This is a genomic window from Corynebacterium sp. CCUG 69979 (assembly GCF_024454095.1).
GTDB lineage: Bacteria > Actinomycetota > Actinomycetes > Mycobacteriales > Mycobacteriaceae > Corynebacterium > Corynebacterium genitalium.
Genome location: NZ_JAGPZA010000001.1, coordinates 216,485 through 243,053, shown reverse-complemented (window position 1 = coordinate 243,053; position 26,569 = coordinate 216,485). Strand labels below are relative to the sequence as shown.

The 26,569-nt window shown below is 64.2% G+C and carries 24 protein-coding genes and 1 pseudogene; 13 read left to right on the top strand and 12 right to left on the bottom strand.

Annotated elements, in window-relative coordinates:
• Window positions 1-5: 5 nt before the first annotated feature.
• Window positions 6-1,151 (top strand): sensor histidine kinase, encoded by a 1,146-nt coding sequence (locus KBX18_RS01195; protein ID WP_255994497.1) that lies wholly within the window; start codon window positions 6-8, stop codon window positions 1,149-1,151.
• On the top strand, window positions 1,151-1,747 hold the full coding sequence (locus tag KBX18_RS01190) for a response regulator transcription factor (protein ID WP_255994496.1): 597 nt from the start codon (window positions 1,151-1,153) through the stop codon (window positions 1,745-1,747). Before KBX18_RS01195 ends, KBX18_RS01190 begins: the two co-directional genes overlap by 1 nt.
• Here KBX18_RS01190 and KBX18_RS01185 read toward each other — a convergent pair.
• The 7 genes and pseudogenes from KBX18_RS01185 to upp form a co-directional block, all read right to left on the bottom strand.
• Window positions 1,744-5,202 (bottom strand): pyruvate carboxylase, encoded by a 3,459-nt coding sequence (locus KBX18_RS01185; RefSeq protein WP_255994495.1) that lies wholly within the window; start codon window positions 5,200-5,202, stop codon window positions 1,744-1,746. The two genes, KBX18_RS01190 and KBX18_RS01185, sit on opposite strands and share 4 nt — an antisense overlap.
• A 51-nt stretch (window positions 5,203-5,253) precedes the next feature.
• Entirely contained in the window at window positions 5,254-6,381 is a 1,128-nt protein-coding gene (locus KBX18_RS01180; RefSeq protein ID WP_255994494.1) for an ATP-binding protein, read from the bottom strand.
• A gap of 106 nt (window positions 6,382-6,487) precedes the next feature.
• Window positions 6,488-6,727: pseudogene (locus tag KBX18_RS01175) on the bottom strand (MmgE/PrpD family protein); the annotation flags it as partial.
• Between the two features lie 224 nt (window positions 6,728-6,951).
• On the bottom strand, window positions 6,952-8,358 hold the full coding sequence (locus KBX18_RS01170; RefSeq protein ID WP_255994493.1) for an NAD(P)H-quinone dehydrogenase: 1,407 nt from the start codon (window positions 8,356-8,358) through the stop codon (window positions 6,952-6,954).
• Window positions 8,359-8,432: 74 nt separating this feature from the next.
• Window positions 8,433-9,617, bottom strand: coding sequence for an amidohydrolase (locus KBX18_RS01165; protein WP_255994575.1), 1,185 nt, complete (start codon window positions 9,615-9,617; stop codon window positions 8,433-8,435).
• A 106-nt stretch (window positions 9,618-9,723) separates the two neighbouring features.
• Entirely contained in the window at window positions 9,724-10,131 is a 408-nt protein-coding gene (locus tag KBX18_RS01160; protein WP_005286363.1) for a helix-turn-helix domain-containing protein, read from the bottom strand.
• Window positions 10,132-10,183: 52 nt separating this feature from the next.
• Entirely contained in the window at window positions 10,184-10,819 is a 636-nt protein-coding gene (upp, locus tag KBX18_RS01155; RefSeq protein ID WP_255994492.1) for a uracil phosphoribosyltransferase, read from the bottom strand.
• Between the two features lie 70 nt (window positions 10,820-10,889).
• Here upp and KBX18_RS01150 point away from each other — a divergent pair, with 70 nt between their 5' ends.
• The 3 genes from KBX18_RS01150 to KBX18_RS01140 are packed head-to-tail and all read left to right on the top strand — an operon-like array spanning window position 10,890 to window position 13,429.
• Complete coding sequence (locus KBX18_RS01150) at window positions 10,890-11,174, top strand: hypothetical protein (protein WP_040423413.1); 285 nt, start codon at window positions 10,890-10,892, stop codon at window positions 11,172-11,174.
• Window positions 11,171-12,169 carry a C40 family peptidase gene (locus KBX18_RS01145; protein WP_255994491.1) on the top strand — a complete coding sequence of 333 codons (999 nt, stop codon included), beginning with the start codon at window positions 11,171-11,173 and terminating at the stop codon, window positions 12,167-12,169. Before KBX18_RS01150 ends, KBX18_RS01145 begins: the two co-directional genes overlap by 4 nt.
• 21 nt (window positions 12,170-12,190) lie before the next feature.
• Window positions 12,191-13,429, top strand: coding sequence for a hypothetical protein (locus KBX18_RS01140; protein ID WP_255994490.1), 1,239 nt, complete (start codon window positions 12,191-12,193; stop codon window positions 13,427-13,429).
• A 177-nt stretch (window positions 13,430-13,606) separates the two neighbouring features.
• Here KBX18_RS01140 and KBX18_RS01135 read toward each other — a convergent pair whose 3' ends face one another.
• The gene (locus tag KBX18_RS01135; protein WP_255994489.1) at window positions 13,607-14,353 is read right to left on the bottom strand and encodes a VIT family protein; all 747 of its coding nucleotides are present in this window, start codon (window positions 14,351-14,353) and stop codon (window positions 13,607-13,609) included.
• Between the two features lie 147 nt (window positions 14,354-14,500).
• Here KBX18_RS01135 and KBX18_RS01130 point away from each other — a divergent pair, with 147 nt between their 5' ends.
• Entirely contained in the window at window positions 14,501-15,805 is a 1,305-nt protein-coding gene (locus tag KBX18_RS01130; RefSeq protein WP_255994488.1) for a D-alanyl-D-alanine carboxypeptidase family protein, read from the top strand.
• A gap of 4 nt (window positions 15,806-15,809) precedes the next feature.
• Here the strand turns inward: KBX18_RS01130 and KBX18_RS01125 are convergent, their stop codons facing one another.
• The gene (locus tag KBX18_RS01125; RefSeq protein ID WP_255994487.1) at window positions 15,810-16,892 is read right to left on the bottom strand and encodes a YhjD/YihY/BrkB family envelope integrity protein; all 1,083 of its coding nucleotides are present in this window, start codon (window positions 16,890-16,892) and stop codon (window positions 15,810-15,812) included.
• Window positions 16,893-17,031: 139 nt separating this feature from the next.
• On the opposite strand from KBX18_RS01125, the gene trpS reads away from it, so the two are divergent.
• The 4 genes from trpS (at window position 17,032) to KBX18_RS01105 (ending at window position 19,985) form a co-directional block, all read left to right on the top strand.
• Complete coding sequence (gene trpS / locus KBX18_RS01120; protein ID WP_255994486.1) at window positions 17,032-18,060, top strand: tryptophan--tRNA ligase; 1,029 nt, start codon at window positions 17,032-17,034, stop codon at window positions 18,058-18,060.
• Between the two features lie 106 nt (window positions 18,061-18,166).
• The gene (locus tag KBX18_RS01115) at window positions 18,167-18,520 is read left to right on the top strand and encodes a GntR family transcriptional regulator (protein ID WP_156774774.1); all 354 of its coding nucleotides are present in this window, start codon (window positions 18,167-18,169) and stop codon (window positions 18,518-18,520) included.
• Window positions 18,517-19,275: an ATP-binding cassette domain-containing protein gene (locus KBX18_RS01110; RefSeq protein WP_255994485.1), complete on the top strand. Its 759-nt coding sequence runs from the start codon at window positions 18,517-18,519 to the stop codon at window positions 19,273-19,275. Before KBX18_RS01115 ends, KBX18_RS01110 begins: the two co-directional genes overlap by 4 nt.
• Window positions 19,272-19,985, top strand: coding sequence for a hypothetical protein (locus tag KBX18_RS01105; RefSeq protein ID WP_255994484.1), 714 nt, complete (start codon window positions 19,272-19,274; stop codon window positions 19,983-19,985). The genes KBX18_RS01110 and KBX18_RS01105 overlap by 4 nt, the downstream gene beginning before the upstream one ends.
• A gap of 60 nt (window positions 19,986-20,045) precedes the next feature.
• Here the strand turns inward: KBX18_RS01105 and KBX18_RS01100 are convergent, their stop codons facing one another.
• Both KBX18_RS01100 and bioB read right to left on the bottom strand, forming a co-directional pair.
• Complete coding sequence (locus KBX18_RS01100; protein ID WP_255994483.1) at window positions 20,046-20,249, bottom strand: hypothetical protein; 204 nt, start codon at window positions 20,247-20,249, stop codon at window positions 20,046-20,048.
• A complete protein-coding gene (gene bioB, locus KBX18_RS01095; protein ID WP_255994482.1) occupies window positions 20,250-21,326 on the bottom strand; it encodes a biotin synthase BioB in 1,077 nt (358 codons plus the stop codon).
• 243 nt (window positions 21,327-21,569) lie between these two features.
• On the opposite strand from bioB, the gene KBX18_RS01090 reads away from it, so the two are divergent.
• Complete coding sequence (locus KBX18_RS01090) at window positions 21,570-22,196, top strand: CAP domain-containing protein (protein WP_255994481.1); 627 nt, start codon at window positions 21,570-21,572, stop codon at window positions 22,194-22,196.
• A 268-nt stretch (window positions 22,197-22,464) separates the two neighbouring features.
• The gene (locus KBX18_RS01085) at window positions 22,465-23,226 is read left to right on the top strand and encodes a hypothetical protein (protein ID WP_255994480.1); all 762 of its coding nucleotides are present in this window, start codon (window positions 22,465-22,467) and stop codon (window positions 23,224-23,226) included.
• A gap of 65 nt (window positions 23,227-23,291) precedes the next feature.
• On the opposite strand, the gene KBX18_RS01080 is transcribed toward KBX18_RS01085, so the two are convergent.
• The gene (locus KBX18_RS01080; RefSeq protein WP_255994479.1) at window positions 23,292-24,197 is read right to left on the bottom strand and encodes an exodeoxyribonuclease III; all 906 of its coding nucleotides are present in this window, start codon (window positions 24,195-24,197) and stop codon (window positions 23,292-23,294) included.
• 84 nt (window positions 24,198-24,281) lie between these two features.
• Here KBX18_RS01080 and KBX18_RS01075 point away from each other — a divergent pair, with 84 nt between their 5' ends.
• Window positions 24,282-26,501 carry an NADP-dependent isocitrate dehydrogenase gene (locus tag KBX18_RS01075; RefSeq protein ID WP_255994478.1) on the top strand — a complete coding sequence of 740 codons (2,220 nt, stop codon included), beginning with the start codon at window positions 24,282-24,284 and terminating at the stop codon, window positions 26,499-26,501.
• Window positions 26,502-26,569 lie beyond the last annotated feature (68 nt).

The window sequence follows — 26,569 nt, the reverse complement described above, 5'->3', positions numbered from 1 at the left end:
CGCGCATGACGTCGCACCGGATTCTGGCCACCTTGCGCGTGAGCTTGCACGTGTTGGTGGCTGTGCTGTTGGTTGTCGGTCTCGCAGGTACGCGGGACTGGCTCACTGTCGCTGCCGCGGGCACATTCGCGGCGGTGTACTTGTTCGGCACGGTGCACCAGAACCGCGGTGGCGCGTACACGCAGGCGCAGGCGGCGGTGTGGCTGGCGGTGGTCATTGCGGTGTGGGTGGCGCTGGCGTTGCTGTCGCCGTCGTTCGTGTGGCTGGAGTTCCCACTGGTGATGGTGGCGTGCTTTGTGCTGCCGACGTGGTGGGGCATCGCCGTGACGGCGGGGTTGTTGGCGTTCACGCTGTCGGTGACGGTCCCGGCGAACGGGGTGGGCGGGTTGATCGGCCCGACGATCGGCACGGTGTTGGCGGTCGGCATCGTGCACGCGTACCGCGCGCTGCGTGCGGAGGCGGAGCATTACCGCCAGGTCGCCGCGGATCTTCGGGCCGCGCAGTTGGAGCTCGCCGCCGCCGAGCACGAGGCAGGACGTGCGGAGGAGCGCGCGCGCCTGGCGCGCGAGGTCCACGACACCATGGCGCAGGGGTTGAGTTCGATCGTGCTGCTCGCCCGCTCGCTGGACAAGCAGCTTAGCGACGCCCCCTCCCGCGACACCCTCGCCATCATTCACGACACAGCTGCCGACAATTTGGCGGAGGCCCGCCGTTTCGTCACCGGCAACTCGGCAGGCGGCACCGGGGCTGGCGTGGGGGCGGTAAATGGCCCTGGTGCCGGGGAAACGCTGACCGCGCGCATCGAGCGTCTCGCCCGCTCCGCTGAAGCCCGCCAGAAGGCTCTCGGCACTCCCCTGGAGGTCCGCGTGGACGCGGTCGACCTGCCGGAGCCGGTCGCTTCGGTGGTGGAGCGGGTGGTTCGGGAGGGGCTGAGTAACGTCGTCAAGCATGCGGGGGCGACGCTGACGGTGGTGACGGTGGATAAGCTGGGGGCGCACGCGACCGTCGACATTTACGACAACGGCCGCGGCATCACCGGGCCGGAAGGCTACGGGCTGAAAGGGCTGCGTGCGCGTGTGGAAGAAGCCGGCGGCGATCTCACCGTCGAAGGCAACGTGCTCGCAGCATCGCTGCCGCTGGAAGGAGCCTAATGCGCGTCATGCTTATCGACGACCACCCCATCGTCCGCGCCGGCCTGCGCGCCGTCCTCAACTCATTCGGCGACATTGACGTCGTCGCCGAGGCTTCCGACGGCACGGCCGAGGTCCCGGCGGACGTCGATGTGGTGGTCAGCGACATCCAGATGCCCGGCGTCGACGGGATCGAACTGACCCGCCGGCTCGTGGCTGAGGGCGGGCCGCCGGTGCTCATCTTGACCACGTATGACACCCAGGCGGACGTCGTTGCGGCCGTGGAAGCCGGCGCGATGGGTTACCTGCTCAAAGACGCGCCGGAGGACGAGCTGCACGACGCCGTCGTCGCCGCCGCCCAGCGCGAGCGCGCCCTGTCCCCGCAAGTGGCCAACGTGCTCGCCGAGCGGGTGCTCAAGCCGGACGAGGCGCTATCCGGCCGTGAGATCGAACTGCTCAAAGCCCTGCAGACCGGCATGTCCAACCGAGAAATCGCCGAGGCCTTGTTCATCTCCCAGGCGACGGTGAAGACTCACCTGATCCACATCTATGCGAAGTTGGGCGTGGATAACCGCACGGCGGCCGTCGATAAGGCGCGGGAGCGCAGAATCATCTAGCTGCCCGCGGTGACCACAGCCACGAGGTCGCCGCCTTCCACCTTCGTCGATTGGGTGAACGCGAGGCGCTCCACGGTGCCGTCGTGCGGCGCGGAGATCGCCGCCTCCATCTTCATCGCCTCGATCGTGGCGATCGGGTCGCCCGCCTTGACCGTGTCGCCCACCTTCGCGGTGATGGTGACCACCCCGGCGAACGGGACGGCGACGTGGTTCGGGTTGCCCGGATCGGCCTTCTCAGCGTCGGCGACGGTGGACTCTGCGTTCTCGTCACGGATCGTCATCGGGCGGACCTGGCCGTTGACGGTGAGAATGACCTGGCGCATGCCCTTCTCGTCCGGCTCACTCATCGCGTCCAGGCGCACGACCAGCGGCGTCTGCTTCGAGTCGATCTCGCCGTAGTAGATCATCACTTCCTTTCCCTCTTCCAGGCCGTAGAAGAAGGCCTTGTCGCCGAGCTGGTCGGTGATGCCGTAAAGGCGGCGGTGCTCCAGGTAGGACTCGTACTCCTTCGGGAAGAGCAGCTTGTCCAGGGCGACGCGGCGGCGCTTCTGCGCCTCGCCGTCCGTTGCAGCGAGTTCGGCTACGAGGTCGTCGGGCACCTGCACCGTGCGGTCCACCGGCGCGCGGTCGGCCAGCGCCTTCTCGCGCAGCAGCGGCCAGCCGCCGGGCGGGGTACCCAGCTCGCCCTGCAGGAAGCCGATGACGGACTCGGGAATGTCGTACTTGCGCGGGTTCTCCGCGAACTCTTCCGGGGTGACACCGGCGCCGACGAGGTAGAGGGCCAAGTCGCCGACGACCTTCGACGACGGCGTCACCTTCGTGGGGCGGCCGAGGATCTCGTTGACGCCGGCGTAGTAGTCCTCGACGAGCTCGAAGCGGTCGGCCAGGCCCAGGGCCCTGGCTTGAGTGCGCAGGTTGGACAGCTGGCCGCCGGGGATTTCGTGCTTGTACACCCGACCGGTCGGGCCGGGAATGCCGGATTGGAACGGCGCGTAGACGGCGCGCACTGCCTCCCAGTACGGCTCCATGTCGGAGACAGCCTGCAGCGGGATGCCGGTGTCGCGCTCGGTGTTGGCAAAGGCGGCCACAAGCGCCGACATGGACGGCTGCGAGGTCGTGCCTGCCAGCGGCGCGGAGGCGACGTCCACAGCGTCGGCACCAGCGTTCGCCGCCGCCAGGTAGGTGGCCAGTTGGCCGCCTGCGGTGTCGTGGGTGTGCACGTGAACGGGCAGGTCGAAACGCTCCCGCAGCGCAGTGACCAGCTTGGCGGCAGCCGCCGGGCGCAACAGGCCAGCCATGTCCTTGATCGCCAGGACGTGGGCGCCGGTCTCAACGATCTCCTCGGCCAGTCGCAGGTAGTAGTCGAGGGTGTAGATGTCCTCTGCAGGGTCGAGCAGGTTACCGGAGTAAGCCATGGCGACCTCGGCGACCGTTGTGTTCGTTTCCAGGACGGCGTCGATGGCCGGGCGCATCTGGGAGACGTCGTTAAGCGCGTCGAAGATGCGGAAGATGTCGATGCCACTGGAGGCGGCCTCGCTCACGAACGCGCGCGTGACGGACTCCGGGTACGGGATGTAGCCGACGGTGTTGCGCCCGCGCAGCAGCATCTGGATGTTCACGTTGGGCATCGCCTCGCGCAGCTCGTCGAGACGCATCCACGGCGACTCGTGCAAGAAGCGCATGGCGACGTCGAAGGTCGCCCCGCCCCACGCCTCCACCGACACCAGATCCGGGGTGAGGTGGCCGACGTGCTTTGCCGCGGCGACGAGCGTGTTCGTGCGCACGCGCGTGGCCAGCAGCGATTGGTGCGCATCGCGGAACGTCGTCTCAGTCACGCCCAGCGCGGTCTGGTTGCGCAGCTTCTCCGCCCACTTGACGGGGCCGAGCTCGAGCAGGTCGTCGCGGGAACCGCGCGGCAGCTCACCATAGTCCAGCGGCGGCAGCTTCTTCGACGGCTGCAGCGTCGACGGACACGGCCCGTTCGGCTGGTTCACCGTGACGGTGGCCAGGTAGTTGAGGATCTTCTCGGCATCGTCGTCGGCAGATGGGGCGTCGAGAAGCAGCGGGTGGTCGGCGATGAAGCCGGTGTTGATGCGCTGGTAACGGAAGTCCGGCTCGCTCAGCAGCGCGCGCAGGAAGCCGATGTTGGTGGACACACCGTCCACGGCGAACTCTTTGAGTGCCCGCAACGCGCGGTCGACAGCGACCTGGAAGGTGCGGCCGCGGCAGGTCATCTTCACCAGCAGCGAGTCGAAGTTGGGGGTGATTTCGGTGCCGACGGCCACGGAGCCGTCGAGACGCACGCCCGCACCGCCCGGCGAACGGTAACCAGTGATGGTGCCTGCGTCGGGACGGAAGCCGTTCTTCGGGTCCTCGGTGGTGATGCGGCACTGCAGGGCCGCACCGTAGACCGAGATCTCTTCCTGGCGCAGGTGCAGCGCGTCCAAGGTGGCGCCGGCGGCAATGTACATCTGGTTTTTCACAATGTCGATGCCGGTGACCTCCTCGGTCACCGTGTGCTCGACCTGCACGCGCGGGTTCATCTCGATGAAGACGTGGTTGCCGGCTTCGTCGACAAGAAACTCGACGGTGCCGGCACCTTCGTAGTTGATCTCCTTGCTGAAGTTGACCGCGTCCTGGCAGATGCGCTGGCGCTGCTCCTCGGTGATGTGCTGCGCGGGCGCGATCTCGACGACCTTCTGGTGGCGGCGCTGCACGGAACAGTCGCGCTCGAACAGGTGCACCACGTTGCCGTGCGCGTCAGCCATGATCTGCACCTCGATGTGCTGCGGGTTGATCACGGCGCGCTCGATGTAGACGTCCGGGTCGCCGAATGCGGCTTCCGCTTCGCGGCTGGCTTCTGCTGCCAGTGCAGCCAGGTCCTCGCGCTTTTCGACGAAACGCATCCCGCGTCCCCCGCCACCCGCAACCGCTTTGACGAACACGGGGAACTCGAAGTCCTCAGCGAACTTTTCCAGCTCAGCAGGGTCAGAGGATGGCTCGGAGTCCTTCAGCGTGGGCAGGCCGGCACGCTCGGCGGCCTGGACTGCAGCGGCCTTGTCGCCGGTCAGGTCGAGCGTTTCCGCGGACGGGCCAATGAACTTGATGCCCTCTTCGCGGCAGCGGCGCGCCAGCTCTGCGCGCTCCGACAGGAAGCCGTAGCCGGGGTAGATCGCGTCGGCGCCGGTCTGCTTCGCGGCGTCGATAATGCTCTCGATGTCGAGGTACGCCTTGACCGGCTGGCCTTCCGTGCCGATCAGCACTGCCTCGTCCGCAAACGGGCGGTGGAAGGAGTGGCGGTCTTCGCGCGGGTACACGGCGACAGTTTTCGCGCCGGTCTCCACGGCGGCACGGAAGGCGCGCACGGCGATCTCACCGCGGTTAGCCACGAGCACCTTGGAGAAGGTGGGAAGATCTGTCGGATCGGGGAGGCTCGTCGTCTGCGGGGTGGTCATGGTGGGGTTTCGTCTCCCTGGATCGGTAAAGAATGGACTGTCTTCCCGATCCTAGTCCCAACCGGTGTCCTTGATCCCCTCATTGTCCAGGTGGTACCCCATATGCGGGATGGTGAAGTTGAGGAACCCGCGCCGCGGGCTGTAGATCAGCTCCCGGTCGAGCAGCGCCTTGCGCGCCATCGACTGCGATTGCAAGGTTCCACCCAGTTCATCGGCGATGTCACTGACGGAGACAGCCTCGTTGCCGTGCTGCACCTGAGCCATAGCCACAAGGAATTCATGCTGCTTCGGCGGGACACCGCGTAGCGCCGGCTCATGCACGAGCTGCCCGAGTGTTTCCAGCACGTCCGGGGTCACAGCGAGCGTGTCGTTCGACTCGACCACACTGCCACCTGCTGCCGCCCGCTCAAAGAGGTGGAAGCCGACGAGCTGCACCAGGTACGGGTAGCCGCGGGTGAGCTGCACTGCCTCGTCGAGCGCGCCTTGATTGAACCTCACCCCGCCTTCTGCGGCGGTTTGGACCAGCACGTCGGCGGCGTCCTGCGGGGTCATGGGCCCGAGGTTCGCGTGCTGCGCGCGCCGCAGGAACGTCGTGCCCGGGTGCTGCAGCAGCGCACCGATTCCTTCCGGCAGCCCCGCCGCGGCGAAGGCGACGTTGTGGTTGTCGCGCATGAGGTCTTGGATCGCCGCCGTGAGCTCCCACAACTGCTCCGGGTCGGCCGATTGCACCTCATCGACGGTGATGAGGATGCCGCTGCCCGGGCCGAGTTCACGCGAGAGCTCGTTGAGCGAGGAGATGAGCGACGCAGACGGTTTGCGGCTGGTGTCCACTTCCGTCTCGATGCCCCACCCGCTGGCCCTGATCCCGGTGATGCGCCGTTTGACGGTCGGCCGCTCACGGAGCGTGGCCAGCGTTTGCGGGATGACGGTGTCCACCAGGGGATGCACCACCGCGTTGGGGTGGGCCCGGAGCACGACCCAGCCGCGGCGTTTCGCTTCGTCTTCAAGCTCGTTGAGGGTGACGGTCTTGCCGATGCCACGCGGGCCGCTCAGCAGCAGCACCCGGCGCGGGTCGCCGACCCCGCCGTCGAGCCCGCGGCCGAAGGACGACACGACGCTCGCGCGGCCGGCAAAGACCATCGGCGAGACACCGAATGTCGGAATGAACGGGTTAGCCACGATGATCTCCTCTCACACGCCACCTACCAGGCCTACCAGCCTTTTATACTCCTTATACTCCCCCCCGCGCCAAGCGTTTTTATACTCCTTAGAGTTTCGCCCCCTCCCCTGCAGCCTGGCTTGCCGGGTGCGCCTGCGCCATCACACGTGCGGATGTGACCGGCCGGCGCACCACCGACGCCACCGCCACCGCGGCGTTGTCGATGATGCGGTTGATGATCACCTCCATCGTATCCGCCGGTGCTTCTACCGGATCAGCGGCGACCTGGGCGACCTTGTAGGCCAGGTGTTCCTCATACGGGAAGTTTTCGGCGGATCGGTGCGTGCGCACCTTGTGGTTGATCATGGTGAGCGGGCCTCCTCAAGCGCTTCGGGTGGGGCTGCGCCGACAACGCCGGACAGCCGGGAGTTCGTGCGCTTAGTATGCGTGAACTAATAATTTCGCACAGAGGAATGGCCGGGTTTTCTTGGCCGGGCCGGGTTCGATTTTCATGGTTCGCCTATCGCGGTTCGCCGACGGACAAACCCGCAGGTCGGCGTGAAAGGCGAACTGTGAAAGGCGAACGGCCGCTAGTTGAGGTCGGTCTTGTGCACCAACCGGCGCGCCGCCTCCGTGATCGAACCCGACAAGGAGGGGTAGACCGCCATCGAGTTGGCCAAGTCCGCAACGGTCAGATTGTTGGTCACCGCGATGGTGAGCGAGAGGATCAACTCGGACGCGGTCGGGGCGACAATGACGCCGCCGAGCACCTGGCCGGAACCCTTGCGGGAGAAGATCTTCACAAAACCAGTCTTCAACGAGCGCATCTTGGCGCGCGGGTTGGTGGGCAGGTCCAGCTTGATAATGTCGGCGTCATAGTCGCCGTTGCGGATCTCCGCCTCGGTGATACCGACAGCGGCGATCTCGGGACGGGTGAACACGGCCGAGCCGACGGTGCGCACGCGCAGCGGTGCCACGCCCTCCCCCAGCGCGTGATACATCGCGATGCGGCCCTGCATTGCAGCTACCGATGCCAGCGGCATGAGGTCACAGCAGTCGCCGGCGGCGTAGATGCCCGAGATGTTGGTGCGGGAGACGCGGTCGACGTGGATGTGGCCAGACGGGGTGACGTCCACACCCTGGGACTCGAGCATGAGGTCCTTAGTGTTCGGCACCGAACCAATGGACATCAGACAGTGGGAGCCTTCGATCTCGCGGCCGTCGCTGGTGCGCACGATGACGCCCTGGCCGGTGTTCTCCACGCTCTCCACGCGGGCATCCTTGACCAGGGTGACGTCACGGTTGGATAGGACGGATTCGAGGACGTCAGCGGCGTCAGCATCGTCATGCGGCAGGATGCGGTCGGACGAGCCCACCATGGTCACCTTCACGCCCAGCTCAGCGTAGGCGGAGACGAACTCCGCACCCGTCACGCCCGAACCGACCACGACGAGGTGCTCCGGGGTCTCGATGAGGTCGTACATCTGCTGCCAGTTGAGAATGCGTTTGCCGTCGGGCTTCGCCTTCGGCAGGACGCGCGGGGAAGCGCCGGTAGAGATGAGGACGATGTCGCAGTCGAAGGTTTCCTCTGTGCCGTCGGCAAGCTCCGCCTTGACGCGGTGGGTGGTGTGGCCCGCCTGCTCGGACGCGAAGCGGGCGCGGCCGTTGACCATGCGCACGCCAGAACGCTCAAGCTGGGCGCGGATGTCGCGGGACTGTTCAGAGGCGAGCGCGACAACGCGGTTGTTCAGCGCAGGAATGGACAGATCGACCTGACCCAAGCCGTGGCGCAGACCCATGGCGTCTGCGCGGCGCAGGTCCGTCTTGATGTTCGTGCCGGCGATGAAGCCTTTCGACGGCACCACATCGCGCAGAATGCCCGAACCACCCATGCCGAGCGCCTCAATCAGGGTAATGTCCGCGCCGTACTGGCTCGCAGTCAACGCAGCCTCGTAGCCGCCGGGGCCGCCGCCGATGATCACGATCTTTTTGGACATGCGAAAACTCCTGTTGCGAAAAGCGAATTGCGAACGGTCAGATTCTCGCTAGACCACTGTAGCCACGAAGGCCATCACGCGCCGGTGGGCCCCCGGTCCGAATCCGCGAAGCGTTCCACGATGGTGCCGAACAGGCGCACGCCCACGTCAATGCAGCGTTCGTCGATGTCAATGTCGCCCTGGTGCAGGTCGTACTTCTTACCGGTGCCGCGCCAGCACCCCAACCTCGCCATGGAGCCGGGCACCTGCTCGAGATACCAGGAGAAGTCTTCGCCGCCGCTGGACTGCGGGGCCTGGACGATGGCATGGGGGTCGACGCTGCGCACCGCTTCGACGAGAGCGGCAGTAGCCACGTCGTCGTTCATCACGGGCGGCACACCGCGGGTGTAGGCGAGCTCGTGGGAGCAGCCGGTCGGGGCGATGATCGCGTCGATAAGCTCGCTCATGAGCGGCTCAAGCGTGCGCCACGTCGCAATGTCCTGGGTGCGGATCGTGCCGGACACGCGACCTGTTTTCGGCACGGCGTTGGGGGCAAAACCGGCTTCGATCTGCCCGAAGACCAGCACGGTGCCGGTGCGCGGGTCGATCCGGCGGGTCAGCAGCGCCGGCAGTTGGGTGACCAGGCTGCCCAGGGCGTAGACGATGTCGTTAGTCAGGTGCGGGCGCGAGCTGTGGCCGCCGGGGCCGGTGACGTTGATGCGCAGCACGTCGGCGGCCGAGGTGATCGCCCCGGTGCGCACGCCGATTTGGCCGACGCGCAGCTTCGGCTCCGCGTGGACGGCATAAATGCAGGCCACGCCATCGAGACCACCCCACTTGATCACGTCGGGCGCGCCGCCGTCCATGACTTCCTCCGCCGGCTGGAAGATGACGCGCACGCCAAAGGGCACGTCAATCTCCGCCAGCGCGCACGCCAGCGCCAGGGAGATCGCGGTGTGCACGTCGTGGCCGCACGAGTGGGAGGCACCCGGGGTGCGCGACGCGAACGGCAAGCCGGTGGTTTCCTCGACGCGCAGGGCATCAATGTCGGCGCGGAAGGCGAGCTTTTCGTCGCTCTGCGGCCCGATGTCGACGTACAGTCCGGTCTCCGGGAACAGGTGCGGCTCCAAGCCGCGCTCGCGGAGACGCTCAGCGATGAACTGGGTGGTGTCAATCTCGTGGTGGGAGACCTCTGGGTGAGAGTGCAGGTGCCTACGCCACTGAATGACTTCGTCGCGGTGCGCGGCAAACCACGAGTCAATCTGGGCCGACAACCCCACTTTTTCCACGGAACAACCCTCCCGGACAATGCACGACAGTGCGACAGGTACCTGTGGAAGTGTAGTACTAGACCAAGCTGTACAGACAGTTGGGGTTGGCCGGCTTCTACAGCGCGAACGGCCGGGTGTCCTCGGGGCGGGCTGGCCAGAGAATTTCCAGGTTGAGCGCGCTGACGTCCTGCGGGCCGAAACTGTCCCAGCAGATCTCCCCCACTTCTTCCCCGGCGCCTGGCAGAAGCAGCACGGGCGGCACGCGCAGCGCGTACGCCAGGCGGTAGATCGTGCTCAAGTTCGGGTCGTTGGACCGGCGGCTGTTGTTGTGGTTGCGCTCTAAGTTGGACACCTGGCTGCGCGAAAGTCCGGACAGGTCAGCCAGGCGCTGTTGGCTCACGCCGCGCATGGTGCGCACCGACTTCAGCCGCGCGGACAGGCTGTACCCGTAGCTCGCCCATTTGGCGTCCGGCAAGATTTCGCTGTTCTCGCTGGCCCCGCTAGCTGCGCTGGCATCGCTCACGGTGGTGCCCCCCTTTACCGATCCCCCATCGATTGTTTCCGCTCTGAGACTACTACAGATCGATGTTGCGCGGGCCGTACAACCGATCACCGGCGTCGCCCAGGCACGGCACGATGTACGCGTCCTCGTTCAACCCCGGGTCGATCGCTGTGGTGACCAGTCGAATCGGGGCGTCCAGCTCCGCAATGCGGTCCACGCCGGGCTGTGCGGAGACGACGGTGATCACGGTGATGTCGTCGGCGCCGCGGTCGGTGAGCAGGTTGATCGCGTGCACGAGCGATCCGCCGGTGGCCAGCATGGGGTCGACGAGGAAGACGGGTTGGCCCGCTAAGTCGTCGGGAAGCGCTTCGAGGTACGGCACGGGCTCATGCGTTTCTTCGTTGCGCGCCAGCCCGATGAAGCCGACTTGCGCGTCCGGGATCATCGACAGCGCCGGATCCACCAACCCCAGCCCGGCGCGGATGACGGGAACGATGATCGGCGGGTTCTTCAACCGCGTACCTACGGCGGTGCCAACAGGGGTGATGCAGTCGAATGTCTCGGCCTCCAGCGCGCGGGACGCCTCGTAGATGAGCATTGCGCCCAAGTCCGACAACGCGGCGCGGAAACCGGAGTTGTTGGTGCGCGCGTCGCGCAGCTTAGTCAAACGCGCGGTGGCCAGCGGGTGGTCGATCACTGTGATCTGCATATTCGACATGCTAACCAGAAATTTCGCGCTGCAGGGAACCGAAAGCGGGTCAAAAGCAGTCCAACATGGCATGCACACTTTCATCTTGGATCCGCCCACCGCACGCAGCCACATCGAGCGCTTGCTTAACGACGCTTCTTCGACCACCCCCACCACCCTCCCGCCGTTACCCACGACCGGCCCCGTCGCCGGATTCGCGGCGGCCTTATCTGCCGCCGTTGATGCCGCGAACCATCAGGCCGAACTCCTCGCCGCCGAAGCCCGCCGCACCGCAGGCACTATGGATACGCTGGTCACGGCAGCTGAGCGAACCGACTGGGCCACCGGCGACGCGTTCGGGAGAATCCAGCAATGACGCAACTTTTGAACGAACTTCTGTCCCCGACACGCACGGCGCCCTGGGCCTCGCAGATTGAACAGGGCATCCACGCGATCATGCAGGCCGTTCCAGAGCAGCTACCGCATATGTCGTTTCCCGCAACACCCGACTTCACCTCGGTAACACCACTGGCGGAGATTGTCGGGGCGGACCCGAGCACGATCAACAACGCCGCCACAGCGCTCACCGCCGACCGTGAAACAATCGACGCCGCTGTGCGCGAGGCAGTACCGCATGTCGCTACGGCCTCCGCGGACATCGTCATGATCGGGCAACGCTTCCTCACTGACGCCGCCCCGTTCGCGCTCGGAGCCATGTTTCCGCTCACCGCCCCTATGGCGATAGGGCGGATGGCGGGGTTGGTGGGAGAGGCGCTGGTGGACGTCGTCAAGCGTGTGGAGCAACTCGAGCAAGACCTCGCTCCTCTCACTGAGCGCCTGGACACGGTGGTGGCGCGCGCGTTGGAACGCCCGCCGCTTGTCGCACCGCCGGAAGCGCAGGCGGCGGAACAGGAACTCCGCGAACTGGCAGACGCCCCGGAGACTGCGCCGGCCGCAGCATCCGCCGAAGTTCCTCCACCTCCGGCTGGCGACACGGCACCTCCCGATGGGGAGAGTGAAGGAGGCAGTGCCGCCGGGCGCGCAGCCGTGGAAGCGGCGAAATCGCAGATGGGAACGCCCTACGTGTGGGGCGGATCGCAACCGGGCGGATTCGACTGCTCGGGATTGACGTCGTGGGCGTACAAGCAGGCCGGGGTGGAGATCCCGCGCACTGCGGAGAACCAGGCGGTGGGACAACAAGTCAGTTATGAAGAGCTACAACCCGGCGACCTTGTGGTGTGGTCCGGGCATGTGGCTATGTACGCCGGCGACGGCATGATGGTTGAAGCTGGCGATCCGGTGCAAATGAACCCGGTCCGCACAGAAAACATCGGCATGCCGTTCAAGGGGTTCTGGCGACCGACGGCATGACCCTAGGTAAAGTGATTGCCCATGACGACGCGTGCAATTCTGCCGGTGAAAATCTCCTTGACCCACGGCGACTTCTACACCCTCTGGGCTCCCACATGGCGCCAGGGCGGCTCCGAGTGGCAGGCCTTCTTCGGCGACAAGGATGACATTCTGGCGTTCACCAGCCCCGAAGCGCTGCTGGTGTACCTCGAGGACCACGCCGAGCACGACCTGGCAGATCACCCCCAGTGGGACGCGTTCCAGGCGCGCGGCGACGACCGCGTCGTGCCCGCGGAGAAGAACGAGTACGACATCATCGGCCTACCCCACTTCCTGGCCGGCCGCCCCAGCCACGAAAACGTCTCCGCCGCCTCGCGCGTGTTCCAGATTTCGCGTTCGCTTGCCGACGTCGCGGGCGCCGAGACCGCATCCATCTTCTTCGCGTCCCACTCCATCCTGAACAACATTCACCGCGGGCACGAGCACTACTCGGGCCCCAACGGGATGGACGAGTGGACCGGTGTTGGCCGTGCAGTGCTGACCAACTGGAAAGACGTCGTCGAATCCCTCGACGGCGCTGTGCGCGTGGTGGAGAACGAGGACTTGGACTCCACGCGCGTGGAGAAGGCGGGCGAGAGCATCGCCGCCGCCACCGCTGCCCGTGAAGAGGCACGCGCCAAGGCGGAGCAGGAAGCCGAGGAAACCCGCGCCGCCGCCGACCCGTACGACGTTTCTCCCTGGGCCGATGCCGGTATCGACCCGGTGAAGATGACCGTCCAGGGCAAAGGCGTGTACACGCTGCGCACGTACGTGGGTGGCGCTCCGGTGTTCCTGGGCAAGTACGGGGAGATCTTCACCTTCCCCACAGCCAAGCACCTGCTGCGCTGGATCGTCGATAATGACGACCACGACCTGGCAGGCGTGTCCACCTGGGAAGACATCATGACGCTTGCCAACGCCGGCGAACTCGAGGTCGATGTCCACGCCGACAACTCCTACTCCCTCAACGGCATCGCCACCGACATTGAAAAGGGCGTCGATGCTGTAGACACCCAGCAGATGACCAAGGCCTACGAGCTCATGGCTGACGCTGCCGACTGGGCCAAGGACGACTCCCTGAACTCCTTCCTGCTGTCCAACCCGCGCATGCAGGACTACCTCGCCTACATGATGGGCTCCACCGAGGCCGCCGGCTACGTGCCATCCGCCCCGTTCACCGACAAGGCGGAAGCGTGGAAGGAGCTCGAGGAGATGCTGGTCAAGAGGTTCTCCAAATTCTAGGTTCTCACGCGGGCGGGCTGAGCGCGCGGCTCTAGGGGCGTCCTGGGCCCCCAAGATTTCGTTCACATTGAGCGCTCTATGTAGCGCCAAAACCCCAGGTCAGATTTCGTTGCCGAGACAACGATGCAATCTAAATCCGCTTACCAGGTCTGCGCCCCGAACCCAACGGGTCTGCGCTTAGCCAACCGTGGTGCCGAAGAGCATGCCCACCAGGAAGGTCGCGGCCAGCGCCAGCCCGCCGCCGACGACGAGCCTGACTACTGCCCGGTTGGCCTTCGCGCCACCGAGCTTCGCGGAGATCGCACCGGTAACCGCCAGAGCCACCAAGGTCACGGCCACACAGACCGCAACGCGCACTGATGCCGGGGCGAGCACGATGGCGATGAGCGGCACAACCGCGCCGACGAAGAACGCCAAGAACGACGCGATCGCGGCCGACCAGGGGCTGACAATGTCTTCCTCGTCGATGCCGTAGTGGATCTCCAAGTGGGCGGCTAGCGGGTTGAGGGCGGTACGCTCCCGTGCCACTGCGATAGCTGTTTCCTCGGACAGGCCGGAGTTCTTGTAGGCCTGCACCAGATGGGTGAGTTCTGCATCCGGGTCAGCTTCTTGCAGTTTCCGTTCGGTCTCAATCGCGGCCTTTTCGGCATCGCGCTGGGAGGAGACGGAGACGTACTCCCCTAGCGCCATGGAGATCGCGCCACCGACGAGCGCCGCAATACCGGCAGTGGAGATCTCACGGATGCTCGACGTCGCTCCGGCAACGCCGACGACCACGGCTGCGACGGAGACAATGCCGTCGTTCGCGCCCAGGACGGCTGCGCGCAGACGGTTCAGTTTCTCGCCCATGCCGTGGGTTTCCACCTCGACTTCCGGGAATTCGTCCGCAGAGTGATCGGCGTTCGTGCTTTCGGTTGTCTTCATGCTTCAAGGTCTACCCCGCTGCCAACTTGGGGCGCAAGCAAGCAAGCACTTACTAACTGCAGGTCAGGCAGTATTTTTGAGGTTAGGCTCAGCTTCGGTGCGGGCAACCGCCAGGACCATCAACTCACGGCCTACACTTGGCTGACGATGAAGACGTACTCACATGCCGCGCCCCGCACCGCCGCTGCTCTTGCCGCAGCGTCCATTGCGGCAGCACCCCTGACAGTCCCGTTCGCCGCCGCTCAGGACGGGCTGTTCGGCTACGACGGGCAGGCCGTGAACGACGCCACCGTCACCGAAACGGTCACGGAAACCGAGTACACCCCTCCCTCGCGCGAGAAAGCCCCGGACACGGACAACTGCCCCCAGGCGACGGTGCCGCCGGAGCCGGTGAGCACGTCGGAACGCGTGGCGCCGGGCAGTGCGTCGCCGACGCCGCTGCCGGTGACCTACGACGGCCCGTGCGGGTACATCACGCCGGACGGCTTCACGGTCGATGAAGCGGTGGTGTCCGCGGCGTGGATGGTGGCGGACGTCGATACGGGCGATGTCATTGCGATGAAGGACCCGCATGGCCGCTACCGGCCGGCCTCCATCATCAAGGTGCTGCTTGCGCTCGTTGCTATTGACGAGCTTCCCTTGGACAAGAAGGTCACGGTCAGCGAAGAATCCGCCGGTCAGGAGGGCTCCGCCGTCGGCATCGGCGCCGGCGGCGCGTACACTATCAATGACCTGCTGCACGGCCTGCTCATGGTGTCCGGCAACGATGCCTCCCACGCCCTCGCCCAAGAGCTCGGCGGGGATCAAGCCACCTTGGAGAAGATCAACGCGAAGGCCCGCGAGCTCAATCTGAAGGACACCTACGCCGCGAGTTATTCGGGCCTCGACGCGCCCGGCATGTCCACTTCCGCGTGGGACATGGGTCTGGCGTACCGGGTCGCGTACGAGAACGACACGTTCGCGAACATCATCAAAACGGAGATGTACCCCTTCCCCGGCTACACCGCAGCAGACGGCACCGTCTTCGAACCGTTCGACGTCTACAACGACAACCATCTCTACTTGAACGACCCGGACGGCATCGGCGGCAAGACCGGCTACACCGATGACGCACACCACACCTTCGTCGGCGCACTTGACCGCGACGGGCGCAGGCTCATGGCGGTCGTCCTAGACACCACCGCGGACGAGGCGCGCGCGTGGGAGCAGGCACAGCGGCTGCTGCACGAAAGCTACAGGTTCACCTCGTCCGAGGCTGTCGCATCGCTTGACGACGCCACCGCCAACCCCACAGAAACCGGCACCCCCATCACAGACGAAACCGGCACCGACTCACGTACTGGGCGCTTCGCCGCTACTGGAATTCCGTGGCAGGCCGCGGCTGTGTTCGTCGGAGGGCTCGTACTGGCGGCCGTGGGGACGTGGTTGTCGGTACGGTCGCGCCGTCGATAAGCAGCTAGCGCGTGAGCAGTGAAACCGCTGCCACACCAATCGCACCGATCGCGGCACCGATGCCGATGTTGCGCCCAGTGTTGTCCTCGTCGCTGACGCCGGCGCGGATGTTGATCACGGCGGGTTCCGGAACGTTCGGCTCCTCAAGCGCCAGGGATTCCTGGTACGTGGCCGTCCAGGCGGAGACGTACAAGACGATGCGCCAGACCAGGTACAGCACGACCATGAGCGAGATGATCGGGCCGAAAATGGCGCCGGCCGGGTTGCCGGTGGCGGAACCGATGACCACGGTGGAGAACTGCTTGAGCAGCTCGAAAATGATCGCGCCGATCAGTGCGCCCTTCAGGCCCGCGCGCATCGGCACCTTGGTGCGCGGCATGAACACGATCATCCACCAGAACACCAGGAAGTTCGCCAGGACACCGACGGCCAAACCGACCAGCCAGACCAGGAAGCGTGCACCCGGGAAGTCGCCGATGCCCAGGCGCTCCATGAGCGTGGACGTGAAGCTGGACGCACCGATGGCGGTGACCGCAAACGCAACAATGAACAGCACGAGCAGCCCGATCAGGGCGATCAGGTCCCAGAACTTCTTCATCACGAAGTTGCCGCCTTCATTGGCATCGAGGTTCCACATCGCGCTGATGCCGGCGCGCAAGTGGTTCATCCAGCTCAGGCCAGACCAGAGGGTGGTCAGCAAACCAATGCCGGCAACGGCGCCGCGCTGATCGATCGCGGATTCAACGACACTGTTGATCATCTCACCGGCCTCACCCTCGACTGAGTTGGTGATCTGCTCGGTGATCTGATCCAGCAGGTCCGGGCGCGCTGCCAGGAAGAAACCAAGGCCCGCGAACAGCAGCATAGCCAGCGGGAAGAGCGACAGCACCGAGAAGTAGGTGATGCCAGCAGCGAACTGGTTGCCGCCGTTGGCCCCAAAGCGCTCGTTCATCCGCATCGCGTGGCCGACGACAGGAGCTTTCTCCTTGACGTCCCCCATCAACCCTTCGTCCTGCTGGGTCGGGTGGGCGCGCTCGATCCCTTGCTCATCCGTGAAGCCCGTGCGGGGCGAAGTGGAGGTGGCCATGCGTCATTGTTCCTTTCAGGGGTACACGACAGGGTGTGATGACATCGGTCTCCCACAGTAGCGTGCAAATGTCTCCCGTAGGGTATTCCGGCGCACGCGAGATCACCCGGTTTTCATGCGCTGAGTAGGATTAGGCCACATGACTGGCTCCAGCACTCACGATGAAAAGCAACGCGTCCTGTCCGGCATTCAACCCACTGCGGACTCCTACCACTTGGGCAACTACCTTGGTGCGCTCAAGCAGTGGATTGACCTGCAGGACTCCTACGACGCGTTCTATTTCATTCCGGACCTGCACGCCATTACGGTGGACCAGAACCCTGAGGAGCTGCGCACCCGCACCATCGCTGGCTGTGCGCAGCTCATTGCGCTGGGCATTGACCCGGAGAAGTCCACGCTGTTTGTGCAGTCGCATGTGCCGGAGCACGCGGAGCTGACGTGGGTGCTGCAGTGCTTGACCGGTTTCGGCGAGGCTAGCCGCATGACGCAGTTCAAGGACAAGTCGGCAAAGCAGGGACAAGACCGCACGTCCGTCGGCTTGTTCACCTACCCGATGCTCATGGCGGCAGACATTTTGCTCTACTCCCCGCACCTCGTGCCCGTCGGCGAGGACCAGCGCCAGCACCTCGAGCTCACCCGCACGCTAGCGGAGCGCTTCAACTCCCGCTTCGGAGAGACTTTCGTTGTCCCGGAGGGTTTCATTCCGGAAGGCTCGGCGAAGATCTACGACCTGCAGGAACCGACGGCGAAGATGAGCAAGTCGGGCTCGAACCCGAAGGGCATCATCAACCTGCTGGATGAGCCGAAGACCTCCGCCAAGCGCATCAGGTCCGCGGTCACCGATGACGACGGCGTTATCGCCTTCGACCGGGAGACGAAGCCGGGCGTGTCCAACCTGCTGGCCATTCAGTCTGCCCTAACGGGTGAGAGCATCGACACGCTCGTGGCCAAGTACGACGGCCAGGGTTACGGCGCTCTCAAGGTCGACACCGCCGACGTGCTCGAAGCGTTCACCACCCCGCTGCGCGCGCGTTACGACGAGCTCATGGCCGACCGCGCTCAGCTCGAGGAGATCTTGGCTCAGGGCGCACAGCGCGCACGCGAGGTCGCAGCGCCGCTGCTTGACAGCGTTTACCGCCACATCGGTTTCCTCGCCCCGAAGAGGTAGTCGCCAACAGGCTGACCTGCTCGTTCCGCACTCCCCACCTCACGCCCATGCGGCTGGTGGGGATTTTTTCTTGACCTTTAGGCCCCTGGGTCATATGGTTACCCACATGAGTGGCAAACCCTTATACCAAGAGATCGCGGACGAACTCCGTGATCACATAGCATCCCGAACCTATCCGCCGGGCGAAAGAGTCCCATCCACCAACGAGCTATCGCAGTTCTATTCCGTCAACCCGACCACCTCCGCAAAAGCCCTAACCGAGCTGTTCAACGACGGCTTGGTGGAAAAACGCAGGGGTCTTGGCATGTTCGTCAAGGATTCTGCGCGTGACCAGGTCTTGCGCACCCGGCGCGACGCCTTTGCCGCTACCTTCATCCGCCCGCTCCTGCGGGAAGCGGACCAACTAGGCATTTCCGCTGATGAGCTGACTGATTTGATTGCTAAGGAGCGCCGATCATGACACCGACACTTCCCCTCTCCCCCGGCTTCTACGCCCTCGTGGGCCCCAACGCCGCGGGCAAGACCCACTTCCTCCACAGCCTCATTGGCCCGGATGCGGCGTTCGTTCCCGCCGGTTCAGACATCCACTTCGCTGGCCGCACCGTGGCGGATCATCTTCGCGCCGCCACCACGATCAGGAAGCTGAGTTCGGTATCGCTCCCGGACAAGGTGCAGGAGTCCTCCCGCTTCAGCGACCTTTCCGTCGGCCAACGCCGCCTGCTCACGATCAATCTCGCGTTCGCCGTCGACGCGCCACTACTGCTTCTTGACGAACCTTTCGACGGCCTCGACGTCACCTCGCGCCGCACCGCCCGGGAGAACCTCATCGCCTACCTCGCAGAGAACACCGACCGCACGATCGTCATGGCCTCTCACCGCACTGAAGACTTCGCTGGCCTGGCCACGCACGTCATTCAAGCGTTCGAGCATGAGATCAGCGAGCCAATGCTTATCGACGATCTCCGCACCTCCTTCCCCACCGTCACCGGCCCCATCAAGGACGTGAACGCGCTCGCTGAACGCTACGGTGAGCTGACCCGGTCGACCCTCGGCCCCACCGCGCGGGTCACACTCGCCGAAACACCTTTAGATCTGGACTCCATGCCAGGGCTAAGCGTCGAGTATCCCGACGATGCACAGCTCCTCGACATCCTGGCAACGACTCCCGCTCCCGCCGCAACCTCCGAAGCAACGACCCGAAAGGCCCAGCCATGAAACTGTTCTTGAGCCCATTCTCTAGCTACACCTATCTGCTCGCTTTGGCCGCGCTTGTCGCTGCAGTACCCCTCGGACGCTTCTACGCGGGCGACGGGACTGTGTGGACCGTCTTCGGCGGACTCGGTTTAGTGGCCCTGTTCACCATCGGGGCGATGCAGTGGCCAGCGATGAACCAACTGGGCACGAGCTTCCGCACGTGGCTGAAGTCTGCCGCAGCCACCGCAGCGGCAGTGTCCGGAGTACTCGCTGCGGTCACGACCGCTTCATCGGTAGTGAACCAGGAACAAAACCCCTACTACAAGGCCTATGACGCATTCCTCGTGGTGAGCAACGACCCCGTCGAATGGAGAACCAGGAACGGGGAGGCATATCTGCTCGACGCCGCCGCCCAGAACGCCGGGACGATCATGGCCACGTTCGCTGTCACCTTCGCATTCCTTTTCCTTACTTGCCTGATCGGCGTGGGGGCGGGTCTCGCAGCGAAAACCGAGTACCGCTGGCTTCCAATCGTCGCCGCGATAGCCGCCGTTGCCGCCGCAGTGTTCTGCAACGTGGCCATCATGGCCTACAGCACGAGGGAGATCGGGGGAGAATTCGTGTCGATTCCCCCTGCCTACACAGGATTGCTCACTATTGCAGTCGCGACACTCATCGCGACGGCAGCTTCGGCCTTCTCGATCGCGCGCGCCCCGCGGCTCATCCGTTAACCACCCTAAAGCCCGCCACGAGGGAATCGCTCCCATGAAAGTGGCGGGCTTTTTCGGCGTTCAACGCTCTAACCACTCCGAGCGCAGCTCCCCGTGGCGCGAACAGGCTGCCGCCCACCCCATCGGGCTGATCTTCACCACCATGCGCCGTTGGCATAAGGGGCAGATCCGCGGCGCGTCGTACGGCCGGGCAGGGTCAGCCGGCAGCGCGACCTCGCCAGAGAGCACTGCGCTAGCCAGCTCGTCGTTGTCGGGAATTTTCATCTACAACGCCGTGAGGGTGTCGTAGAGTGCACCGTTGCCGGAGTTGCGCTTCTGCCCGACCGGTGTGATGCCTATGTTCATACCCGGTTTCATTCCAGGTTTCGCACCGGCCTCCATGGCCTGGTCGACGGCATCGCGGTCGCGCTCCATCGGGCGGCCGAAGGTGGTCAGGTAGTTCCCTCCGATGATGGCGTTGGCGCCGCCGAGGAGACCGGCTTCGGTTCCGTCGTCGCCAAGCGCAAGCTCAGTGCCGCCTGCAAACCGCAACTGTGTGCGCGGCATCGCAAGCCGCATTGCTGCGACCATGCGCAATGCTTCTCCCTGCGGAACGAGTGGGCGGTCCGAAAATGGCGTGCCGGGGCGCGGGTCGAGGAAGTTCAACGGGACTTCCTCCGGCTCGACGGAGGCGAGCTGAACTGCGAACTCCGCGCGCTGCTCGAGGGTTTCGCCCATGCCGATGATGCCGCCGCAGCAGGTCTCCATCCCTTCTGCGCGCACGTGCTCAAGCGTGTCCTTGCGCTCTTGCCAGGTGTGGGTGGTCACCACGTTGGTGAAGAAGGAGCGGGCCGTTTCAAGGTTGTGGTTGTAGCGGCTCACGCCCATTTCCCGCAGTTGGCGGGCTTGGTCGCGGGTGAGGATGCCCAATGACGCTGATATGGAAATGTCCACCTCGTCCGTGATAGCCACGATCGCTTCGGCGACCTGGTCCAAGAGTTTCTGCGTCGGCCCTTTCACCGCCGCGACAATGCAGAACTCGGACGCACCCATTTTCTCTGACTGTTTCGCGGCCTCCACCAACTCCGCGATGTCGAGAGTGACCGCACGCACCGGGGACTCAAACAAGCCCGACTGGGAACAGAAATGACAGTCTTCTGGGCAACCACCGGTCTTCAGCGAAATGATGCCCTCGAGCGAGACATCCACACCGCAGTGCTTGATGCGTGTCTGGTGAGCAATGCCCAGCAGCTCAGTAAGGTGATCGTCTTCAGCGTTCAGGACAGCAAGCACCTCTTGCTCGCCCAGTCCCTCCCCGTTCTCGAGAGCTTTCTCCCGTGCCACTGCGAGAATGTCGTGCATGTATCTGTCTCCAATCGGTCCGTATTCAATGCCAGCTTAGAGCAATGATTGAACACTGTTCAAGAAGCACCCTGGCGAGTTGGAACCGGCCAGAGCCGAGCATCCTGGCTGAGAAATGTTTACGAATTCAATAAGACACGTTTTCATAACAATTTGGAGACGGTACGGTCAGTTTGACGGTAGCGCGATTTACCGCCTAGACACCGCTCCTACCGGAGCAGCGCCTACTGAGAAAGTGACCCGATGACGAACCTCATCTTGCAATCGTTCATTAGCCTGATTGCCTCCATCCTGCCCATCTTCGGGCTCCCATTTGGTGAACTGGCTAAGGACCACAAGCCCGACACCGGCACCGCAGAGCAAGTACAAGCTGCCCCTGCGAAGCTGAGCGAGGAAGCCGAGGAGCCGCTCGTCGAGGGCGGTGCCCCCGTGCCGGCCGCAAACGACTCCGCAGAAGCCCCTGCAGACGATGCCGCACAGGTTTCCGATGAGGAGCTGAGCGATCTACAGGAGGCGCTGATCGATGCGGCCAACCGCTTCCGCGTCCAAAACGAACTCCCAGAGCTCGAACCGATGCCCGAGCTCAACGACCTCGCCCAAGACTGGTCTGAGCAGCTCGCCCGCACCGGGGGCGACATCTCGCACCGCCCCGACTTTGCCGAGAGCTACCCGGAGGGATGGAAGAACGCGTCAGAGAACGTGCTGCAGAACATGACCGATGCTGACGCTGATGACCTCGTGGAACAGTGGGCCAAGTCCCCGGGCCACCGCAAGAACATGCTCGACCCGGAGATCAACCGCATTGGTGTCGGTGTCGCCGATCACCCCGATGGAAAGCGCTACGCGACCCAGAACTTCGCGCGCTACTAATTTGGCTATCCCTGGATGCCATTAATGCCTGGCACCCCTCCAGTGCCCCTCCACTAGTCCCCTCAAGGCCCAGCCTCGCCGACTATCGGCGCAGGCTGGGCCTTTTTCTGCGCGCAGCAAACCTTTCGCATCCTCCTGCCGCTTGCGCTACTGAGCCAACCAGTTATATGGTTACCCACATGAGTGGTGAACCTATAAACCAAAGAAATACTCGTCCCGTGTCAAAACATTCCTCCGCCACCCCGGCACGAGCAGGAAAGGCCTAACTATGAAACTCTTCCTCAGCCCGCACAAGCCCGTTAAATACCTCGCGCCGTTCGCCGTGTTGTGCGTGATTGTGCCCCTTGGCCGATTCCTCGCCGGGGACGGCACCGTGTGGACACTCCTGGGCGGTGCGGGCATGTTCGCCCTCTTCGCAATTGCAGGGAGGAACTGGGAGGCCGTGGACCAACTCGGAGCGAGCTTCACCAAGTGGATGAACTCCGCCGCTTTCACGATGATCACCGGCTCCGGAGTGCTCGCACTTGTGACGGCAGCTTCCTCGGTGATCAACCAAAAGCTCAATCCTTATTACAAGGGCTACGACTTTTTCCTGTTCACCACCGACAAACCGGTCGAGTGGGCGACTTCCCCGGGCCCCTTTGCCGATTCCAGCTTCGTTCCTGAACCGTATTTGGTGGAAAACGCTGGCCAGAGCATCCTCACCGTCGCCTTGACGGCCCTGCTCACGTTCACCTTCTTCGCGCTGTGCTGCGTCGGGGGCCTCGCGCTCGGTCTGACCATGAAGCGCCGGGGCGGTTTACTCTTCCCGGCGGCCGTGGTCATCGCGATCGTGGCGTACGCCATCACCTACACCGTGCTCGCCTTCCCGTACACCAGCGGGCAGGTAGACCCAGTTGATCCCGCGCACATGATCGTTCCGCTGGCCGAACCAAGGTCTGTTCCCATCGCCGCCGCATCCATCGCCGGTTTAATCATGCTGTCCGCTTCGGCATACATGATCGCCCGCACCCCGCGCCTGCGACGGTAAAGCCCAGACGACTGGTAGAACTTCGCGGTAGATACAGGACAGTGATGAAAGGACAGCGCCGCTAGTTAGCGGTACTCCACAAGCAGCGGTGAGTGATCCGACCACCGCTGCTCAACCGTCGGCGCCTTTTCCACCCAGGTGCGCTCGGCGCGCTCAAGCATGCTCGCGGTGGCGGCGTGGTAGTCGATGCGCCAGCCAGCGTCGTTGTTGAAAGCCTGGCCGCGGTAGGTCCACCACGTGTAGGGAGCATCTTCCGGGTGGAGGCGGCGGGCGACATCGAACCAGCGCGGCTCGTCGCAGGCGGAACGGCGCGCATCGCTGACATAGTCGACAGCACCGAAGAAACCGGCCTCATCCTTGGCGGCGGTGTCCTGGGCCTCGTCGTCCGGGAAGCAACCGAAGACGGAGTCCATGAAGGCGCGCTCGCCCGGCAGAAAGCCGGAGGACTTCTGGTTCGTCTTCCAGTTCTTCAAGTCTTCACGTCGGTGGCAGATGTTCCAGTCGCCGCCGATGACCATGTCGGGGTACACGTCGGGCCAGGTGGCTAGCAGCGGCTCGAACTGATCGAGGAACTGCCATTTCTCGTCCTGCTTCTCTGTGCCGGTGGACCCAGACGGCAGGTACAGGGATGCGACGCGTTCCCCACCGGCGGTCGTTCCGGCAATGAACCGGCCGGAGTCTTCGAATCCGGGGATGCCGTAGGAGACGTCGATAAGCGGCGTGCGCGAGGCGATGGCCACCCCCGCACGTCCTTTCGCGGCTGCGGGCGCGGTGTACACATACCACCCCTCCTCGATGGCGGGCGCGAGTGCTGCCTGGGCTTGCTCCTCAGTTGCGCGAACTTCTTGCATGAGCACCACGTCGGCAGTGGTGTCGGTCAACCAGGCGAGCATGCCCGGGTTGGACTCGTTGCGGACCTTGGTGGCGGCGCGGATGCCGTTAACGTTCACGGAGGCGATAGTGAGACTCATAGGAAGCCAGGGTACTCGGCGCAGGTTTGACCAAATAGGTAGTGTGGGAGCGAAACGAATAGCTCCTATTAATTGAGGTGAACCATGGCCAAGATCATTTGGACGCAGACGGATGAAGCCCCGCTGCTGGCAACTTACTCCCTCAAACCGATTGTCGAAGCCTTCGCGTCGAACGCTGGCGTGGACGTGGAAACGTGCGACATCTCACTGGCAGGCCGCATCCTTGCACAGTTCCCGGATTACCTCGACGAGGACCAGCGCGTCAACGACGACCTAGCAAAGCTCGGTGAGTTGGCGGAGACGCCGGAAGCCAACATTGTGAAGCTGCCGAATATCTCTGCCTCCCTGGTCCAGCTGAAGAACGCCATCAAAGAGTTGCAGGACGCCGGATTCAAGATTCCGGATTACCCGGCTAACCCGTCCAGCGACGAGGAGAAGGGCATCAAGTCCCGCTATGACGCTGTGAAGGGCTCCGCTGTGAACCCGGTTCTCCGCCAGGGCAACTCCGACCGTCGTGCGCCGCGCTCGGTGAAGAACTTCGCGCGCAAGAACCCCCACTCCATGGGTGAGTGGTCCTCCGATTCCAAGACCAACGTGGCCACGATGGAGGACAACGACTTCCGCCACAACGAGAAGTCCGTCATCCTCGACAACGACGACACCCTGACCATGAAGCTCGTGGGCGCAGACGGGCGCGAAGAGGTCTTCCGCGATGACATGAAGGTCGATAGCGGTGACGTTGTGGATGCGACGTTCATGTCCGCCAAGGCACTGGATGCCTTCCTGTTGAACGCGATTCAGCGCGCAAAGGATGAAGGCGTTTTGTTCTCCATCCACCTGAAGGCCACTATGATGAAGGTTTCGGACCCCATCATGTTCGGCCACGTAGTGCGCGCCTTTTTCAAGGACGTCTACGACCAGTATGGTGAGCAGCTCATGGAGGCTGGCCTGGACGGCGAGTCCGGCCTGGGTGCTATCTACTCCGGGCTGGAAAACCTCGAGAACGGCGCGGAGATCCGTGAGGCCTTCGACAAGGCCATGGCCGAGGGCCCGGACCTGGCGCAGGTCAACTCCCACAAGGGCATCACTAACCTGCACGTGCCTTCTGATGTCATCGTGGATGCTTCCATGCCCGCCATGATCCGCAACTCCGGCCAGATGTGGAACGCCGACGATAAGCCGCAGGACACCCTGGCTGTCATCCCGGACTCCTCCTACGCCGGCATCTACCAGGTGGTCATCGACGACTGCCGCGCCAACGGCGCCTACGACCCGACCACGATGGGCACCTCCCCCAACGTCGGCCTCATGGCACAGAAGGCAGAGGAGTACGGCTCCCACAACAAGACCTTCAAGATGCCTTTCGACGGCACCATGCAGGTCGTCTCCTCGAGCGGCGACGTGCTCATGGAGCACGAGGTGGAAGAGGGCGACATCTGGCGCTCCTGCCACACGCGCGGCCCCGCCATCAAGGACTGGGTCAAGCTGGCCGTCGACCGCGCACGCAAGTCCGGCATGAAGACCATTTTCTGGCTCGACCCGGCCCGCGACCACGACAACAACATCCGCACGCTGGTGAACAAGCACCTCGAAGAGCACGATCTCGAGGGCGTGGACATTTCCTCCCAGTCCCCGGAGGAAGCTACCCAGACCACGGTCGACCGCATCCGTCGCGGTGAGGACACCATCTCCGTCACTGGTAACGTCCTGCGCGACTACAACACCGACCTGTTCCCCATCCTCGAGCTGGGCACGTCGGCGAAGATGCTCTCTGTCGTCCCGCTCATGGCAGGCGGCGGCCTGTTCGAGACCGGTGCCGGCGGCTCCGCCCCGAAGCACGTCCAGCAGGTCCAGGAGGAAAACCACCTGCGCTGGGATTCCCTTGGTGAGTACCTCGCTCTAACCGAATCCTTCTTCCACGAGGAAGAGAAGAACGACAACGCCCGCGCCGGCATTCTGGGCCACACCCTCGACCGCGCGATTGAGACCTTCCTCGACGAGGGCCGCTCCCCGTCGCGCAAGGTGAACGAGATCGATGACCGTGGCTCCCACTACTGGATCGCCCGCTACTGGGCCGAAGAGCTCGCCTCCCAGGAGGACGACACAGAGCTGGCCTCCGGCTTCGAAACCATTGCGAAGGACCTCGGCGACAACGAGGAACAGATCTTGCAAGAGCTTCTCGACGTCCAAGGCGATCCCGCCGATCTCGGCGGCTACTACTGGCCAGACAACGAGAAGACCACGAAGGTCATGCGCCCGTCGGAAACCTTCAACAAGATCGTCGACAAAACTGAGGACGACTAGAACGACGAGCGCCAACTAGCGCCGCCGGAGCCCCGCCTGGGGTGCTGGCGGCGCACTTTTTCTCTCCC